At 56.2% G+C, this 16,032-nt stretch carries 19 protein-coding genes and 1 pseudogene; 15 read left to right on the forward strand and 5 right to left on the reverse strand.

Annotated elements, in window-relative coordinates:
* Window positions 1-95 precede the first annotated feature (95 nt).
* From dnaJ to C5Y96_RS18360, 5 genes are all read left to right on the forward strand, one after another.
* On the forward strand, window positions 96-1,259 hold the full coding sequence (gene dnaJ, locus C5Y96_RS18340; protein ID WP_105356700.1) for a molecular chaperone DnaJ: 1,164 nt from the start codon (window positions 96-98) through the stop codon (window positions 1,257-1,259).
* A gap of 16 nt (window positions 1,260-1,275) precedes the next feature.
* Window positions 1,276-1,845 (forward strand): nucleotide exchange factor GrpE, encoded by a 570-nt coding sequence (grpE, locus tag C5Y96_RS18345; protein WP_105356304.1) that lies wholly within the window; start codon window positions 1,276-1,278, stop codon window positions 1,843-1,845.
* A gap of 129 nt (window positions 1,846-1,974) precedes the next feature.
* The gene (locus C5Y96_RS18350) at window positions 1,975-2,250 is read left to right on the forward strand and encodes an FmdB family zinc ribbon protein (RefSeq protein ID WP_105356306.1); all 276 of its coding nucleotides are present in this window, start codon (window positions 1,975-1,977) and stop codon (window positions 2,248-2,250) included.
* 24 nt (window positions 2,251-2,274) lie between these two features.
* Window positions 2,275-2,469: a DNA gyrase inhibitor YacG gene (yacG, locus tag C5Y96_RS18355; RefSeq protein ID WP_105356308.1), complete on the forward strand. Its 195-nt coding sequence runs from the start codon at window positions 2,275-2,277 to the stop codon at window positions 2,467-2,469.
* Between the two features lie 80 nt (window positions 2,470-2,549).
* Window positions 2,550-3,680, forward strand: coding sequence for a hypothetical protein (locus C5Y96_RS18360; protein WP_105356310.1), 1,131 nt, complete (start codon window positions 2,550-2,552; stop codon window positions 3,678-3,680).
* Here the strand turns inward: C5Y96_RS18360 and C5Y96_RS18365 are convergent.
* From C5Y96_RS18365 to C5Y96_RS18375, 3 genes are all read right to left on the reverse strand, one after another.
* Complete coding sequence (locus C5Y96_RS18365) at window positions 3,677-4,027, reverse strand: hypothetical protein (RefSeq protein WP_146115716.1); 351 nt, start codon at window positions 4,025-4,027, stop codon at window positions 3,677-3,679. The genes C5Y96_RS18360 and C5Y96_RS18365 overlap by 4 nt on opposite strands.
* A gap of 22 nt (window positions 4,028-4,049) precedes the next feature.
* Window positions 4,050-4,397, reverse strand: coding sequence for a P-II family nitrogen regulator (locus C5Y96_RS18370; RefSeq protein ID WP_105356314.1), 348 nt, complete (start codon window positions 4,395-4,397; stop codon window positions 4,050-4,052).
* A 72-nt stretch (window positions 4,398-4,469) separates the two neighbouring features.
* On the reverse strand, window positions 4,470-5,753 hold the full coding sequence (locus C5Y96_RS18375) for an acetylxylan esterase (protein WP_199188735.1): 1,284 nt from the start codon (window positions 5,751-5,753) through the stop codon (window positions 4,470-4,472).
* A 457-nt stretch (window positions 5,754-6,210) separates the two neighbouring features.
* Here C5Y96_RS18375 and C5Y96_RS27455 point away from each other — a divergent pair.
* Both C5Y96_RS27455 and C5Y96_RS18380 read left to right on the forward strand, forming a co-directional pair.
* Window positions 6,211-6,289, forward strand: a pseudogene (locus tag C5Y96_RS27455).
* A gap of 26 nt (window positions 6,290-6,315) precedes the next feature.
* The gene (locus C5Y96_RS18380) at window positions 6,316-6,909 is read left to right on the forward strand and encodes an HNH endonuclease (protein ID WP_105356705.1); all 594 of its coding nucleotides are present in this window, start codon (window positions 6,316-6,318) and stop codon (window positions 6,907-6,909) included.
* A 67-nt stretch (window positions 6,910-6,976) separates the two neighbouring features.
* Here C5Y96_RS18380 and C5Y96_RS18385 read toward each other — a convergent pair whose 3' ends face one another.
* Complete coding sequence (locus C5Y96_RS18385; protein ID WP_105356316.1) at window positions 6,977-7,429, reverse strand: MOSC domain-containing protein; 453 nt, start codon at window positions 7,427-7,429, stop codon at window positions 6,977-6,979.
* Between the two features lie 158 nt (window positions 7,430-7,587).
* Between C5Y96_RS18385 and C5Y96_RS27460 the strand changes: the two genes are divergently transcribed.
* From C5Y96_RS27460 to C5Y96_RS18420, 7 genes are all read left to right on the forward strand, one after another.
* The gene (locus tag C5Y96_RS27460; protein ID WP_158261308.1) at window positions 7,588-7,908 is read left to right on the forward strand and encodes a hypothetical protein; all 321 of its coding nucleotides are present in this window, start codon (window positions 7,588-7,590) and stop codon (window positions 7,906-7,908) included.
* Window positions 7,909-8,059: 151 nt separating this feature from the next.
* A complete protein-coding gene (gene ileS / locus C5Y96_RS18395) occupies window positions 8,060-11,419 on the forward strand; it encodes an isoleucine--tRNA ligase (RefSeq protein ID WP_105356318.1) in 3,360 nt (1,119 codons plus the stop codon).
* Window positions 11,420-11,427: 8 nt separating this feature from the next.
* Window positions 11,428-12,081 (forward strand): phosphoribosylglycinamide formyltransferase, encoded by a 654-nt coding sequence (gene purN / locus C5Y96_RS18400; RefSeq protein WP_105356320.1) that lies wholly within the window; start codon window positions 11,428-11,430, stop codon window positions 12,079-12,081.
* Window positions 12,082-12,462: 381 nt separating this feature from the next.
* Window positions 12,463-13,266 (forward strand): DeoR/GlpR family DNA-binding transcription regulator, encoded by an 804-nt coding sequence (locus tag C5Y96_RS18405; RefSeq protein WP_105356322.1) that lies wholly within the window; start codon window positions 12,463-12,465, stop codon window positions 13,264-13,266.
* Window positions 13,267-13,288: 22 nt separating this feature from the next.
* Window positions 13,289-13,999, forward strand: coding sequence for a phosphate propanoyltransferase (gene pduL / locus C5Y96_RS18410; protein ID WP_105356324.1), 711 nt, complete (start codon window positions 13,289-13,291; stop codon window positions 13,997-13,999).
* 164 nt (window positions 14,000-14,163) lie between these two features.
* On the forward strand, window positions 14,164-14,469 hold the full coding sequence (locus tag C5Y96_RS18415; protein ID WP_105356327.1) for a BMC domain-containing protein: 306 nt from the start codon (window positions 14,164-14,166) through the stop codon (window positions 14,467-14,469).
* Window positions 14,470-14,511: 42 nt separating this feature from the next.
* The gene (locus tag C5Y96_RS18420) at window positions 14,512-14,781 is read left to right on the forward strand and encodes a BMC domain-containing protein (protein ID WP_105356329.1); all 270 of its coding nucleotides are present in this window, start codon (window positions 14,512-14,514) and stop codon (window positions 14,779-14,781) included.
* Here C5Y96_RS18420 and C5Y96_RS28185 read toward each other — a convergent pair.
* A complete protein-coding gene (locus tag C5Y96_RS28185; protein WP_105356332.1) occupies window positions 14,774-14,860 on the reverse strand; it encodes a PEP-CTERM sorting domain-containing protein in 87 nt (28 codons plus the stop codon). The genes C5Y96_RS18420 and C5Y96_RS28185 overlap by 8 nt on opposite strands.
* On the opposite strand from C5Y96_RS28185, the gene C5Y96_RS18430 reads away from it, so the two are divergent.
* Entirely contained in the window at window positions 14,842-16,032 is a 1,191-nt protein-coding gene (locus C5Y96_RS18430; protein WP_105356335.1) for an acetate/propionate family kinase, read from the forward strand. The two genes, C5Y96_RS28185 and C5Y96_RS18430, sit on opposite strands and share 19 nt — an antisense overlap.

Consider the following 16,032-nt stretch of genomic DNA (forward strand, 5'->3'; position numbering starts at 1 on the left):
TGCCCATTGCCGCCGGAGACGAAATCAATCAACGGGCTGAATCTCTTCCGGGGACCAGCCCGTTTTGTTTCTACCGCCGCCTACGTGAGGAGACGATGGCTACCAAAATCGACTACTACGAAGTCCTGGGAATCGAACGCTCCGCATCGAGCGGCGAGATTTCCAAGGCCTATCGCAAGCTGGCGATTAAGTATCACCCGGATTCAAATCCTGGCGACGAGGAAGCCGTCAGCCGATTCAAGGAAGCTGCCGAGGCATACGAAGTTCTCAGCGATTCCGAGAAGCGGGCTCGCTACGATCAGTACGGCCATGCCGGTGTCGAAGGTGGTGCACGGGCTAACTTCCACGATGTAGAAGACATCATGGAAGCATTCGGCGATATTTTCGGCGGAGGAATTTTCAGCGACATCTTCGGCCGCGGCGGGGGCCGAGGGGGTCGTCGTCGCGTTCGCAAAGGGGCCGACATCCAGGTTCGAGTCACGCTCGATCTCGAGGAAGCGGCAACCGGCGTCGATCGCGAAATTCAAGTCGATCGTCGTGTCGCTTGTGGGACATGCAGCGGCAGTGGTGCCAAGCCAGGATCGCAGCCGGAAACGTGCAGCCGGTGCGGTGGTGCAGGACAAGTCGTGCAGCAAGCCGGCATCTTGCGGGTGCAAACGACGTGTCCTTCGTGCGGCGGCCAAGGAACCATCATCACCGATCCCTGCGGTGACTGCCGCGGTAACGGGTTCACCACCCAGCGAGTGAGCATCAACGTAGCCATCCCGGCCGGTGTCGACGACGGCATGCGAGTTCGCCTGGCCAGCGAAGGACAACCAAGCCCCGACGGAGGCCCTCCGGGGGATTGTTACTGCCACATCTCGATTCGAAAGCACAAGCTGTTCGAACGCGAGGGGGATCACCTGATCCTGAAAATGCCCATTACATACACGCAGGCCGTGCTCGGCAGCGAGATTGAAGTTCCGACCCTCAACGGGCCAGCCACGCTTAGCGTGCCGGCTGGTTCTGGTTCGTCGGAAGTCTTCAAACTGCGTGGCAAAGGCATGCCTGATCCGCACGGTCGCGGTACCGGCGACTTGTACGTGCAGACGTATATTGAAGTCCCCAAAAAGCTGGATCCGAAGCAGGAAGAACTACTTCGCGAACTGGCCGAATACGAACACACCAACGTCAGTCCTCATCGGAAGTCGTTCCTCGAATCGATTCGAGACTACTTGTTCGCATCGACCGATGAAAAAGAGATCAAGAAGAAGAGCTAATCAAGGAGTTTAGCGCGTGTCTGCAGAACATCCCGAAAAGGATCCATCGCAGGACCCAAACACTGAAGCCCCCCAGTCGCAAGCGACTGACGGGAATGCGTCGACCGACGAATTCTTCGGCAGCGCCGATGATCAGGTCGAGAAGCTAAAGCAGGATCTGGTCGACGCCGAGAAGCGCGTACTGCTGGCCCAGGCCGACCTGGAAAACTACCGCAAGCGTGTCCGCCGCGAGCGCGACGACGAGCTCAAGTTTGCCAACGCACCGCTGCTGACCGACCTCTTGCCGGTGGTCGATAACCTGCAGCGTGCGTTGCAATCGGCCGAGGGCTCGGAGCAAGCCGGTGGCATCATCGATGGCATCAAGCTGGTCGAAAAGCAACTGCTGGAAGCAATGAAGAAACGTGGCTGCGAACCGATCGAAGCCGAAGGCCAGCCGTTCGATCCCAACTTCCACGAAGCGATCATGCAGCAGCCCAGTGCCGACGTCGAGCCCAACACCGTTTTGATGGTGGCCCAGCAGGGTTACAAACTGTTCGATCGCTGTATTCGGGCCAGCCAGGTAATTGTTTCGAAATCGCCTGACTAATTGGCCGAGAAGAGTATTATTTAGCGTGAGCAAGTTTTCCGTTTTCAGTGTTCAGAATGTCGAGGCTTGCCCTTTTTTCACTGAAAACTGAATCCTGTAAACTTCAAACTACCTGGAGCCTGTCTTGTAATGCCCACCTACGAATACAAGTGCGATGCTTGTGAACACGAATTCGAGGAATTCCAGTCGATCTCGGCCGATCCTCTGACGAAGTGCCCCAAGTGCAAGAAGAAGAAACTGCGCCGGCTGTTCAGCACCGGTGGCGGCTTGCTTTTCAAGGGTTCCGGGTTTTACATCACGGACTATCGCAGCGATTCGTACAAGAAGAGCGCCGAAAAGGGCTCGAAGAGCAGCGAATCGTCCAAGCCAGCCAAGAGTGAATCGAAGAGCAAATCGTCTGATTAGCTCGTAGCATGCAAGGAGGCCCCGATGGCTACCTTACGCTGTCCCACGTGCGGTCATCACTTCGAGAGTGACTACACCCCGGCAATGCCCTTTTGCAGCGAACGATGCCGCCAGATCGATCTGGGACAATGGCTCGACGAGGAACACGCGCTTCCCGTCGACATCGAAAAGCATATCGAAGAGCAGGCAAATCGCTCTCTCGACGATGAAGATTCGTGAGAGTGACGTTTTAATACGCTGCTTCTCTGCCTATAATTCGGGCTCAAAATTACCCGTAGGGCGATGAGGAGTTTAGCTGCATGTCGGAGGATCGCGGTCTACTACGAGGCATTTCGTGGCACGAATGTTTTCCCTGGTTGATCCTCTTTCGGGCAACCCTCATCGGGTTCTATCTACGGGTCTTGCTGCTGGCCTATCTGGGCGTTTGCGTTCTGGCGATCGGTCAATGGATCGGTTTGAGTCTGTTTGGCAGTTGGGCCGCTGAAGGTGCCGGGCCTGCCGTGGCAGCGTCTCCGACCAACTTCCTGGACATTGTCCGCGAGGGCTTAAGTGGCGAAAACCCCTTTGGTCAGATCTTCCCCTACCCAACTTTTGGCGGCTTAGTCGCCTTCCTGTTCTATTCCCTTTGGTACATCGCCACGTTCGCGATCTTTGGCGGAGCCATTTCCCGAATCGCGGCGATGGAGTTCGCAGTTAATGATCGCTGCGGACTGAAAGGAGCTTTAGCGCACTCGCTGCGCAAGTTTATCAGCTACTTCCTGTCCCCCATCTTCCCGATGGTAGGGGTCACCATGCTGATGGTGATTTTGCTGGTGTTCGGCCTGATCAATTGGCTGGGCCCCTGGGCTGCTGTGGTCACCGGCATTTTCGGCTTCATCGCCGTTTTCGTCTCGTTGGGGATCGGCATGCTGGTGGTCCCCTTTATTCTGGGCTGGCCCTTAATGTGGGGTGCGATCAGCACGGAATGCTCTGACCACTTCGACGCCTTGAGCCGCTGCTATGCTTACGTCACCCAGCGTCCATTCCACTATCTGCTATATCTGATGGTGGCATTTTTCGGGGGCTCGGTGGGCTTTTTCGCAATCAGCCTATTGGTCGGTACCTCGCTGGCGGCACTTTCAACGGGGCTGCTCTGGGGGCAAGGCATGGACCAGACCGAAGCCATCTTCACGCATAGCGTGGCCGGGCCAATCTGGCGTTTCTGGTACCACGCAGTCGAACGACTGGTGCCGGCGTACATGTTCGGCTACTTCTTTGCCGTGTTCGCAGGGATCTACCTTCTACTTCGCCGCGATGTCGACCAGGCCGAGATCGATGAGATCGTTCTCGACGAAGACCAACCACGTTTCGCCATGCCAGCGCTCAACAAAGATCTGGGCGGAGACGAAGCGAAGCCTGAGGACGATTCGACCGAGAATGACACGAACTAAGCTGGCTCGGCCAACTTAGTGAGAATCGCATCGACCTGCTGATGGAACTGGCCGTTGGTAAGAACCTCGGCTCCGGCTTCGCGGGCTTGTGCTAGCAGATCGACCTGCACGTGGGGCCCATGCACCATGATGCGCAGGTCGGGATGGGCAGCCCTGGCTTCCTGGATCGTACTAATCGCATCGCGGGCAGGCGGATTCAAGTCGACCAGCAGAGCGGTCGTGTCATCGTCGATCGTTTCCAGGATTCCACCCTTGGAAGCAATGACCCGCAAGGGAATTCCATTGGCCCTGGCAGGCCCGGAAACGCGCGAGTTCGACATCAAATCAGCGGTGAAGTAGAGAATCAAGGGACTTACCTAATAGATTGTTTTAGACCGCCGAAGGACCTTTTTCTTTGCCGCCGATTTGCACGACCTGCTCGATCGGCAGGACGAAGATCTTTCCGTCGCCGATGTTGCCTTCCTGACCGGTTCGCGAGACGTTCTCCAGTATGGTGAGCGTCTTTTCGAGGAAGTCGTCGTTCACGGCAATTTCCACGATCACCTTCCGCAGCAGGTTCGTTTGGTACTCGATCCCGCGGAACGTCGCCGTTTGTCCACGCTGCCGACCGTACCCTTCGGCGTCGAAGACGGTCAATCGCTCGACGGCCATTTCAGCCAGGGCCGTGCGAACACTGTCCAGCTTGGTCGGTTGGATCACGGCGACAATCAGTTTCACGTGGGGCTCCTTCGTCTGTTCAAGGTGAATTACCGTTCTACCAAATGCCCCCCACGTGCCGCCAGATGGCGGTTACTTGCCCCGCACATGTGCGTCGGCAAATTCCATGTAACGCTGCCAGTCGATGGGCTTTACGTCGTGCCCACCAGCCCGGATCACGTAGCCCAAACGGCTAAGGACTGGCTGGTCGACCGCTGGCATCTCGTCGGCCTTCAGCCCTTCAACGCCCAGAAATTCGTAAACGGGACTGGCATGCTTGGCCGAGAGAAACTCGCCGCGTGGATCGGCCCAGCGGTCTTCTTCGGCACTGCACACCAGGCACGGCCGCGGAGCGATCAAGGCAATCAATTCGTGCTGATCGACCGGCAAAGCTTTTTCCCAGTCGTTGTATTGGGTGAAGTTATCGCAGAACCAATGTGGGAAGTTCGTGTTGATGCGTTTGACGGTCTCGCCAAAAGCTCGCTTCGAGAGGGCCGCCCCGCCGCAGCCGGAATTGTTCGAGATAACGGCGGCGAATCGAGAATCGGTCGCTCCTGCCCAGAGGGCCGTCTTGCCTAACCGGGAATGCCCCATGGAAATAACCTTGGAGCCATCTACCTCTTTGTCCTGCTGTAAGTAGTCCAGCGCACGGCTCATTCCCCAGGCCCAAGCAGCGATGCTACCCCATTCGCTTGGCTTTGGCTTGGCACCACCAGAGAAGAAAGGATGAATGCCGTTTTCAAAACCATCGTCGAAGTCGGGATCGATATCGCCGTAGTAGGCCGTTGCCAAGCCGTAACCCTTATCCAGGATCATCTCGACCGGCCAACGAGAACTGCTCGAACCGCGTAACTTTTCGGTGGCTTTATGGTTTTCGACCCCCTTCTCCTTATTATCCCGCAACCAACTGGTCGGCAGAAACACGGCCGGATCGTTGTTGATGGAAGCATTTCCATAGAAGTTGAGAGCCAAGAACGTCGGCACTGGCTGATCGGTTTTGGGCAAGTAGATCAGCAGATTCAGGACCGGCCCATCGGGATCGTCCGTCAATTGAATCGCAACCTGGCGACGTTTCGCCTTGCCATCGTACGCTTCGTCTGACGACTCCTTTACTTTGAAGTGGATCTTTTCGGGGGCAGGTGGTGCCTTACCGTAGACCATGTCCTCGAACAGTTTAAAGATTTCCGGACGGCGGACTTTCTCCCAATCCTCGGCATCTTTAACGTCGTGACCATCCCCTTTCAAAAGCGGATCTTGCAGAAAATACCCCGGTACGTCGGCTTCGTCGTAGATGACTTTGTCTTGCTGGGCAGGCAGGGCGGAACTCATGGCAATTACAAACGGCAAAGTAGCGGCCAGGGAAATAGATCGAAGCATCAAGCTCATCGGTGGGACTCGGAATTAGATGTGTGCGACAGGCGGGGAAGTGAAGGACTGTATTTTAACGTGCCCTGTCCTCTCTCCCCAGCAGTTTTCTATCCAAATGTGAACCCAGGCCCATGTTTTCGGTCTTATGTAGCAAATGGAGATGTGGCAATTTGCCCAGGAAAACGAAGGCCCCAGGGAGAACTTTCGATCGTAACCATCGACAGGTTATCGACATTTTTCCCACGAATTACGAAAGCCTTCGTACCCCCTTAACACAATTTGCCTACAGTTCCGCTGGTTCGGTCAAAATGGTCGTGGAATCCGCAGCCTGAAATATTGGCGTTATTGGCCGGAACTATGTTATGTTGAAGGTTTTACACGCTGGACCACCAGACGCACGCGCTGAAGGTCTAGCTTGTATGTCCCTTCCCAGCCCTGTGACTTTTAGTCGTTTATCGTTACTTCGGTAGCCGTGGCTCGGTGGTGCGAGGTCTTTCCGCTGCACTTGATGGAAAGAACGTTCGGTTCGATTCCGATCGGCTGCCTTTTCGACGAGGGAGAGAATAGATTCATGTCGGCCCTTTTGGAGCGGCCTACGCTGGTCCTCAACCGCAACTGGCAGCCTGTCGGTGTGGCCTCGGTAGCTCGATCGTTGACGCAGGTCTTCTGCGGAACGGCTCGGATTGTCGACCCGCATAGCTACCAGCTGTACACGTGGGAGGATTGGTCGAACCTGGCCCCAGGCAAGGACGAGCCTTTCATTTCTTCGCAGCTTTTGAAGGTGCGGATCCCGGAAGTTGTCTCGCTGGTCAACTACGATCGCATTCCGCGAAACACGGTGACGTTCAGTCGTCGCAACGTGTTCAAGCGGGACCAGTACATGTGTCAGTACTGCGGATCACGGCCCGGCAGCGAGTACCTTACGATCGACCACGTTGTCCCGCGTAGCCAAGGGGGCGAGTCCTCTTGGGAGAACTGCGTGCTGGCCTGCGTCGACTGTAACCATCGCAAGGCGAACCGGACCCCCGCCGAGGCTCATATGCCGATGCGGAAGGAACCCATTCGGCCAAGGTGGACTCCGGTATATGCGGCCAGACGCGTCCGCATCGAGTCCTGGAGTAAGTTCGTTAGCGAAGCTTACTGGGACACCGAACTCGACACCTAACAGGCCTGGGTAACGACAAGTTATCGAGGCCTGTTTCTTTACCGCTCAGCCCAAACCGGGCGAAGTCCTACTTGGAAACGATTTCAATGGGATCGCCCGGTTGAATGGCTCCCTCGCGTACGACGCTGGCAAACCATCCTTTCCACTGCGAATCGTTCGGCTCGGTGCGACCGGTCGTTGCATCTTTGAAGTGACAGGGCTTCCAGGGCTTCTCCAGTCGAATTTCGGCTTTGCCCACGGCAAGTTGCGTTCCCGGCTTCAGGAGGCTTAAGTCGAGTCGTTTTACCGTGATATTCTCGCCTGCACTGCCCGGCGGAAACGCGAGAGCATCTCGTTCATGTTGATCAAGATAAGCAAATCCAAAGAGGGTAACCGCCCGCTGGGGGGCGTAATGCTCGTCGTAACGATGCCCATCATTCTCGAAGCCAGTCTCGGCCAAATAGGCCGATTCGACCGGAAGCCGCGGAATTCCACCGGTAGACAGACAAACGGCAACGACTTGACCTGGGGGCAAATTCATCCGTAATCACCGTAAATGCTTCAGACAACAATGTTTTCGTGCTGTAGGTGGTTGACGTAGTAGGGGTCTGGCTTTTCTAATTTCAGGATTCGGTTCCTGGTGAACGAGCTCCCTATATCCGTGCCCGCAGCACGATAAGAAACGCCCGAAGGTTTCCAATGCCCCAAGAAATCCTGGACATGACCCTCGAAGACGAAAACTTCCCTCGCCCTTACTCCGGTTCGATTGTAGCAACCGACGAAGAGTATGAAGAAGAAATGGAAGAGGATTTCGACGAGGACGACTTCGACGATGATTTCGACGAAGACTTCGAGGAATTCGAGGACGAAACCCCAACCGACGACGATTCCTTCGACGACGATCTGATGGACGACGACGAGGATGAAGACCTCGACGAAGAGTTCTTCGATGATGACGAAGAACGCGAAGAAGACGAGGAAAAAGAAGGGGAGGAAGAGGAAGAAGGGGACGACGATTAAGTCGTCTGCCTGAACCCGAGGCGTAAGCCTAACGTCCTTTCTGTCGTGGGCTGGGAGATATCCAGCCCACGTTTCGTGTGAACTGAAGGAATTCTTGTGAGAGAGCACGCGACTCTTTCACGATGTGACCGCTCGAGGAAGATGAGAATCGATGTTTGAAAGCATCCCGCAGAACGTTTCGTTTCCCGCAATGGAAACCAAAATCCTCGAGTATTGGCAACAGAATCAAATTTACGAGAAGTCGCTCGAGGCTCGGCAAGGGAGCGAACCGTTCGTCTTTTACGAAGGTCCCCCAACCGCCAACGGCATGCCCCACCCTGGCCACTGCCTGACGCGGGCGATCAAGGACGTCTTCCCGCGCTATCGCACCATGCGTGGGTATTACTGCGAGCGAAAAGCTGGCTGGGATACGCACGGTCTGCCGGTCGAAGTGGAAGTCTGTAAAGAGCTCGGCATCCACTCGAAGGAAGAGATCGAAAACTACGGCGTCGAACCGTTCATCCACAAGTGTCAGGCCAGCGTCTGGCGTTACATGCAAGAGTGGCGTCGGCTGACCGAACGACTCGGCTTCTGGGTCGACCTGGACGACGCTTATGTCACCTACCACAAGAGCTTCGTCGAAAGCGTGTGGTGGTCGCTGAAAAACCTGTACGATCGCGGTCTGCTTTACCAGGGGCATAAAATCGTCTGGTGGTGGGCCCAAGGGGGTACCGCACTGAGTAGCGGCGAAGTCGGCCAAGGCTACCGCGAAGTAGCCGATCCGAGCGTCTTCGTCCGTTTTCCTCTGCTCGATGAAGAAAACACCGCCCTGCTGGTCTGGACGACCACTCCTTGGACCCTGCCAAGCAACCAGTTCGCAGCCGTCCACCCCGAGTTGGACTATGCCACGGTCGAAGACGAAGAAACTGGCGAGAAGTTGATCGTCGCCGAGGCTCTTGCGGAAGCGATCGCTGCCAAGGCCAAACGCACCTGGAAAGTTCTGGGCACAACCAAGGGAAGTGAGCTACTTGGAAAGCGTTATCAACCGCCGTTCGATTACTACTACAAAGACCTGGGTAACACGCAAGGTACGCTGAAGTCTGGCGACAAGCAGCACATCGCCTGGCGCGTGGTCGCGGCCGACTTCGTCACAACCGACAGCGGTACGGGTGTTGTCCACCAGGCCCCCGCCTTTGGTGAAGTCGACTACGAAGTGCTGGCCAACGAACAAGCCCGATTTGAAGATCGCGAAGGCCCGGCCCTGATCTGTGCCGTGGGTCCCGATGGCAAGTTCACCGACGAAGCCCCAGACTACAAAGGACGCTGGGTCAAGGAAGCCGACAAGGACATCTCGCGCGAGTTGAAGGAACGCGGCGTCCTCTTCCTGTTGGATCAGTATCTGCACGACTACCCGTTCTGCTGGCGCGCCGAAGAAGATCCGCTGATCCAGTATCCGCGGGAAAGCTGGTTCATTCGCACCACCAAGTTCAAAGATCAGATGCTGGCCAACAACCAGCAAATCAACTGGCTGCCTGAGCACATCAAAGATGGCCGCTTCGGCAACTTCCTGGAAAGCAATGTCGACTGGGCTCTATCGCGCGAGCGATACTGGGGCACACCGCTGCCGATCTGGGTTTGCCAGGAGACCGGCAAAGCGGAGGCCGTTTGCAGCTACGCCGAATTGCAAGAGAAGCCAGGTGCCGCCGGATTCGAAGTCTGGGAAAAAGCGAAAGCCGAGAACCCCGATCTGGTCGACGACTTGAAGATCCACAAGCCGTACATCGACGAAATCACCTACGATTCGCCATTTGCCAAGGGTGCACGCATGAGGCGCGTGCCGGAAGTGATCGACTGCTGGTACGATTCCGGAGCGATGCCGTTCGCGCAGTGGGGCTATCCACACCAAGGCGAGAAGAACTTTCAGGCCCAGTTCCCAGCCGACTTCATCAGCGAAGCGATCGACCAGACGCGTGGCTGGTTCTATAGCCAATTGGCGATCAGCACTCTGCTGTTCGGCCAGGACGAAGATGGCAAGACGGAGCCGCACGCTTATCCGCATCCCTTCAAAAACTGCATCGTGCTGGGTTTGATGCTGGGTGAAGACGGTCAGAAGATGTCCAAGAGCAAGCGAAACTATCGCGAGCCGAACGAGATCTTCGACAAGTACGGAGCCGATGCGTTGCGTTGGTATCTGTACGCCAATCAGCCTCCTTGGACCTCGATCCGCTACAACGAGCAGTCGATCAAAGACAGCATCCCTGAGTTCCTGCTGCGTCTGTGGAATGTCTTTAGTTTCTTCACCATCTACGCCAATATCGACGGCTTCGAGCCTGAAACCTCGGCTGGCGACCTGGACCAATGCCTGGCGAAGCATTTCGTTGGCGCAAAGGGTGCCCGGCCGGTGGCCGAGCGCAGCGAGCTCGACCGCTGGGTACTCAGCGAGTTGAACCGCACCATTCAGACCGTCACCGAGCGGATGGATGCGTACGACAATTACAACGCGTGTGCCGCGATCAACGAGTTCGTCGACGGGCTATCCAACTGGTACGTCCGCCGCAGCCGCGATCGTTTCTGGAGCAAAGAGAAAGAGTCAGCCGACAAGCTGGACGCCTACTGGACGCTGTACGAATGCTTGCTGACGACCTGCCAGGTCATTGCACCGTTCGTTCCGTTTCTGTCGGAAACGCTTTGGCAGAACCTGGCCGGCGTCTTCGGTGACAAAGCGAAGCGTAGCGTTCACCTGTGCGACTTCCCCACCGTCGACCAGTCGGCAATCGATACGCAGTTGTCGCAGCGCATGGAACTTCTGCGTGAAATCGCGTCGCTCGGACGTCAGGCACGCATGAACGAGAAGCTCAAAGTTCGCCAACCACTGAGCAAGGTCGAAGTGGTGCTGGCCGACGACACGCATCGCCAGTGGCTCATGTCGCACAGCGCGATCTTGTGCGAAGAGCTCAACGTGAAAGCGGTCGAATACACGCAGGAAGCGGACGAGTACATCAACTACCAGATCCAACCGAACTTCAAGCGGCTGGGCCCACGCGTGGGCAAGTTGATGCCCAACGTGAAGAAGGTGCTCGGCCAGACCGACGCCGCCGCTCTGCTCAATGCCCTGCAAACCGATGGGGCGTTCACACTGACCATCGAAGGGGAATCGCTCACCTTCGATAACGACGACATCCAGGTTCGTCTGACCGCCAAAGAAGGGTGGGCAGCCGCACAAGGAAAGTTGTGTGTGGTCGTGCTCAATACCGAGCTGACGCCAGAACTGATCCAGGAAGGCTACGTCAAGGATCTCGTGCGATTGATCCAGGACAAACGTAAAGAGCTAGACCTGGAATATACTGCCAAGATTGAAGTCGGCGTGGTCACCGATTCGCAGGACGTTCAGTCTGCCGTGACTGCTTACGCCGACTACATTCAGGCAGAAACCCTCGCGACCACGGTAGAGCCCAAGGCAATCAGTGGCATCGAGCCAATCGAAACCAAGATCGCCGACAGCGAAGTTCGCATTTTCGTAAAGCAGGCATAACGCAGCCGATGACGACCTGGTCGAAACATACCGTGGCCAATCCACTGAAGATCGCCGTATTGATTTCCGGTGGTGGAACGACACTGCGTAACCTGCTGGAGCGAATCCGCGAAGATCAACTTCCGCTGGAGGTCGTTCTCGTGATCTCCAGCAGCAGCAAAGCGAAGGGAATGACCTACGCAGACGAGGCGTACATCCCCTGCCAGGTGATCACCGTCGCTCAGCACCCCGACAAAGTCGACTTTTCGCAGGCCATCTTTCAGGCCTGTCGTGAGCAACAAGCCGAGTTGGTCGTCATGGGAGGCTTCCTCAAGCAGGTGGCTGTGCCGAGCGACTTCGTCAATCGTGTCGTCAACATTCACCCTTCCTTGATTCCCGCGTTCTGCGGTGCTGGCTTCTATGGAACCCACGTCCATACGGCCGTCATCGAGCATGGGGCGAAGGTGAGTGGCTGCACGGTTCATTTCGTCGACGACCATTACGACCATGGGCCTATCATTGCCCAGAGCGTCGTCGATGTCCTTCCCGGCGACCTGCCTGCGGATCTTGCGGCTCGTGTCTTCGATGCCGAGTGCCAGGTTTACCCGGCTACTCTTGCCGCCATTGCCGAGGGACGGGTATCTGTGTCCGGTCGCCAGGTTATCGTCCAGCCGGCCCAATAAGCGTTCCCCCCGGAAGGGTTCGCCTGGCCAGGGACCTATTGCTAGCACATTTATGGCGTTAAACTTTGTGCTGCCTTCCTAGTATCTCACATGCAGAGACTGACGCGATTCTTTCATATAATGCAATCTTTCTTTCATTCATGAACGCTTGTTGGACTTTAGTCCGCAATCTCGCGTATCGATTGTCCTAATCATGGCATATATGGGGCTTTTTTCCGTTTTACGGAAAGCAGCGCCGTCAGAACCTTGCCTGGGAACGTAAATTTTGAAAGAAATATGCCATGATCTGATTGATTAGTGGCAATGCGGGATGCATAATCTAGGTGTTTTAACTCGACTAAGTTAGCTATCACTCTCCCACTGACCCCATCTCCCTCCCACATGCAAGCGGACGCCCGACGCACGCGACTTCTGGACCTGGTTCGGTCGCGAGGCTTTGCCTCGTTGCCGGAACTTGCTCAGGAATTGGATGTCTCGGAATCGACGATTCGCCGCGATGTGGAATTGCTGGAAGAATCCGGGTCGGCTCGCAGGACGCATGGGGGTGTGTTTTACACCGGCCCTTCTCCCAATCTGCCCCACTTTGAACTTCGCCACGAAATGCAGTGGAGCAAGAAGCGGCAGATCGCGAAGGCCGCGGCCCTGCTGATCGAAGAAGGCGATACGGTCATTCTCGACGGCGGAAGTACCACGTACGAACTAGCCCAGATGCTGGTCGGGCGAACCCTGCAGATTGTGACCAACTCGCTGCCGGTGGCCAACTTGTTCATGGCCAGCCCAACCACCGAGTTGATCCTGCTGGGTGGCTACGTGCATAGTGCCACAGGCGTTTCCCTGGGGCCTTATGCCAATGAAATGATCTCGCGACTTAGTGCTCGGCGTGCCGTGCTCAGCGTCGCGGGGATAACCGAACACGGGTTGTACAACAGCAACCTCCTGCTCGTCGAAACCGAGCGAGCCATGATGAAAGCTGGCGGCGAAGTGATCATCGTTGCCGACAGCACCAAGTTCGGCCGACAAAGCCTCGCTCAAATGTGCGAGCTTTCGGAAGTCGACAAACTGGTGGTCGATCACGAAATTTCGGAAGCCTGGCAAAAGAAGGTCCAGGACGCCGGAGTCGATTTGATCGTCGCCCCTGCCGAGATGGCGATCATCGACCGCCCTATTTCCCCCAAAGCAAGCTAACCCCAACAAGGGTTTGATACGAATGAGTTCCTCGCTGAATCTCGATCATGCCACCATCGAACGGATCGTTCGTCAGATCGTCCTTTCGCAAGGTGGTGCTCCTGCCCAGGCCCCTGCCCCTTCGGCTGAACCGAAGCTAGTGGTCAGTATTTCGGCTCGTCACATTCACCTGACCGATGCCCACGTCGAAACCCTGTTCGGTCCTGGTCACGTGCTGACTCCAATGAAGGACCTTTACCAAGACGGCTTCTACGCCGCGGAAGAAACCGTGATGGTTGTCGGTCCGCGTCGCCGCATGCTGGAAAAGGTTCGCGTACTGGGTCCGACACGCGATTACAGCCAGGTGGAACTGGCCTTCACCGATGCAATTTCCCTGGGCATTGAAGCTCCCGTGCGGGCTTCCGGCAAGATCGACGGCACGCCGGGCTGCGTGTTGGTTGGTCCTAAGGGAGCTGTTCAGCTCGATCAAGGTGTGATCCGCGCCGAACGCCACGTGCATATGAATAACAGCGACGCCGATTATTACGGTGTGAAGAACGGCGATCGCATGAACCTCCGAATCACCTCGCTTGGTTGCACCACCACGTTTGAAGACCTGCTCGTCCGCGCCGACGGGGTCAGCAAACTGGAAGTCCACATCGATACCGATGAAGGCAACGCGTGCAACCTGGATGCAGCGACCGAGATCGCTCTGTTGAAGAAAGAGCCCTGCGGCTGCAAAGCGAAACACTAGAACTAACTACGCTTTCGTTGGCCTCACTGATTTGCCACTGTGAGTCCTCTCCCGAGGCCAGCGAGAGCGTTTTTATGACCCCTGTTTTTTTGAAGACATCGCATCTGACTTTCAGGTGCGAAATGAAGTAACGGTTTCCTTTTTTGTTCGGGAGATAAAACCCCATGGCGAAAGTAATGGAAGCGTTGGGCATGATTGAAACCAAGGGCTTTGTGACCTTGGTGGAAGCCACCGACGCAATGTTGAAGGCAGCCAACGTGACGTTCGTTGGTTGGGACAAAGTTGGCAGCGGTTTGGTTTCCGCTTTCATCACCGGCGACGTCGCCGCAGTGAAAGCCGCCACCGATGCAGGTGCTGCAGCAGCTGGCCGTTTGGGCGAAGTTGTCAGCGTTCAGGTCATTCCACGACCACACGAAGACATCGGTATCGTTCTGCCGCCACCGGTCAAGCAGGTCATCGAGACTGAATAGTCCCCTCCCCACTTACAAAACATCCGCTAAGGAAAATTTTCCATGCAAAACGCAATTGGTTTGATTGAAACCAAAGGTTTGGTTGGCCTGGTCGAAGCGACCGACGCCATGGCGAAGGCCGCCAACGTGAAGATCGTAAAACGCGTCAACATCGGCGGTGGTCTGGTTACCACGGTTGTCAGTGGCGACGTCGGTAGCGTTCGTGCTGCTGTCGAAGCTGGTGCCAATGCCGCTCAGCAAGTCGGCGAACTGGCTGGCAGCCACGTCCTGCCTCGTCCAGCCGAAGGCCTGGCTGACGTTTACTTCAGCTAAACCGACCCCAAACGTAAGCCGCTAGTCCGCGGAGCATCCCCAGCGAAAGGAGTCCTAAAGATGAAGGTTCTGGTAGCAAATCTCGGCTCGACCAGCTTCAAGTATCGCTTGTTCGATATGGACAGCGAAACACAGCTGGCCCGTGGCGGGATCGATCGAATTGGATCTCCAGAAAGTTCCTGTAGCGTTCAGATTGGCGATTGGAAAGAAGAAGTCACGGATCACATGCCTGATCATGCCGTGGCCGTTCGCAAATGCCTTTCGCAGCTGACCGACGCAGAACACGGATGCTTGAAAGACGCCGCCGAAGTATCGGCGATCGGCTTTAAAGCGGTCCACGGTGGACGTGTATCAGGCGTGCAAAGGGTTAACGACGACGTCCTTTCTGCGATGGCAGAAATGAACGAAGTCGCCCCGGCCCATAACCCGCCGTACATCGCCGCCATGCGATTACTTTCCGAGCAACTTCCGGAAATTCCGCTAGTTGCCGCCTTTGAAACGGGCTTCCATCAAACGATTCCCGATCGCAATCGCTACTACGGCATCCCTAAAGCCTGGTCGGACGAGTTCCAGATCAAGAAGTGGGGCTTCCATGGTGCGAGCCATCGGTACATCGCGACGCGAAGCGCCGAGATTCTGGGGCGTGACGATTTGCGAGTCATCTCGTGCCACCTTGGTGGAAGCAGTAGCTTGTGCGCGATTAAGAATCGCGAGAGCGTTGCTGTGACCATGGGCATGAGCCCACAAACGGGTCTGCCGCAGAACAACCGGGTCGGGGATTTTGATCCCTATGCCCTGCCGCTGTTGATGGAACGTACCGGTAAGAGCCTGACCGAAGTGCTTGCTCATATCGGGAACCAAGGTGGACTACTGGGTCTCAGTGGTGGCCTCAGCGGCGACATGCGAGACCTGGAACAGGCCGCAGCCAACGGCAATGCCGACGCACAACTGGCTTTGGACATGTTCACCAGCGAAGTTCGCCGATACCTCGGCGGGATGCTGGTCGAACTGGGCGGAGCCGACGCGATCGTCTTTACCGGAGGCATCGGAGAGAACGGTAAGCAGTTACGCAAGGACGTATGTGCCAACTTGCAAGAGTTGGGAATCGAATTGGACGAAGCGAAAAACGATTCCGCCAAGGGAGAGGCTTCGTTCCATTCGGCAAACAGCAAAACGCAACTTTGGGTCATTCCGACCAACGAGGAAATCATCGTTGCTCGTCAAACCCGGCAGTTGCTGGAGTCGACCTAA

It is taken from the genome of Blastopirellula marina (assembly GCF_002967715.1).
In the GTDB taxonomy this organism is placed as follows: Bacteria; Planctomycetota; Planctomycetia; order Pirellulales; family Pirellulaceae; genus Bremerella; species Bremerella marina_B.

Bases quoted from the DNA above. Each gene is read 5' to 3' on its own strand.
- dnaJ (WP_105356700.1), top strand. From the start codon at position 96: ATGGCTACCAAAATCGACTACTACGAAGTCCTGGGAATCGAACGCTCC.
- C5Y96_RS18350 (WP_105356306.1), top strand. From the start codon at position 1,975: ATGCCCACCTACGAATACAAGTGCGATGCTTGTGAACACGAATTCGAG.
- yacG (WP_105356308.1), top strand. From the start codon at position 2,275: ATGGCTACCTTACGCTGTCCCACGTGCGGTCATCACTTCGAGAGTGAC.
- C5Y96_RS18360 (WP_105356310.1), top strand. From the start codon at position 2,550: ATGTCGGAGGATCGCGGTCTACTACGAGGCATTTCGTGGCACGAATGT.
- C5Y96_RS18375 (WP_199188735.1), bottom strand. From the start codon at position 5,753: ATGCTTCGATCTATTTCCCTGGCCGCTACTTTGCCGTTTGTAATTGCC.
- C5Y96_RS18380 (WP_105356705.1), top strand. From the start codon at position 6,316: ATGTCGGCCCTTTTGGAGCGGCCTACGCTGGTCCTCAACCGCAACTGG.
- C5Y96_RS18385 (WP_105356316.1), bottom strand. From the start codon at position 7,429: ATGAATTTGCCCCCAGGTCAAGTCGTTGCCGTTTGTCTGTCTACCGGT.
- C5Y96_RS27460 (WP_158261308.1), top strand. From the start codon at position 7,588: ATGCCCCAAGAAATCCTGGACATGACCCTCGAAGACGAAAACTTCCCT.
- ileS (WP_105356318.1), top strand. From the start codon at position 8,060: ATGTTTGAAAGCATCCCGCAGAACGTTTCGTTTCCCGCAATGGAAACC.
- purN (WP_105356320.1), top strand. From the start codon at position 11,428: ATGACGACCTGGTCGAAACATACCGTGGCCAATCCACTGAAGATCGCC.
- C5Y96_RS18405 (WP_105356322.1), top strand. From the start codon at position 12,463: ATGCAAGCGGACGCCCGACGCACGCGACTTCTGGACCTGGTTCGGTCG.
- pduL (WP_105356324.1), top strand. From the start codon at position 13,289: ATGAGTTCCTCGCTGAATCTCGATCATGCCACCATCGAACGGATCGTT.
- C5Y96_RS18415 (WP_105356327.1), top strand. From the start codon at position 14,164: ATGGCGAAAGTAATGGAAGCGTTGGGCATGATTGAAACCAAGGGCTTT.
- C5Y96_RS18420 (WP_105356329.1), top strand. From the start codon at position 14,512: ATGCAAAACGCAATTGGTTTGATTGAAACCAAAGGTTTGGTTGGCCTG.
- C5Y96_RS18430 (WP_105356335.1), top strand. From the start codon at position 14,842: ATGAAGGTTCTGGTAGCAAATCTCGGCTCGACCAGCTTCAAGTATCGC.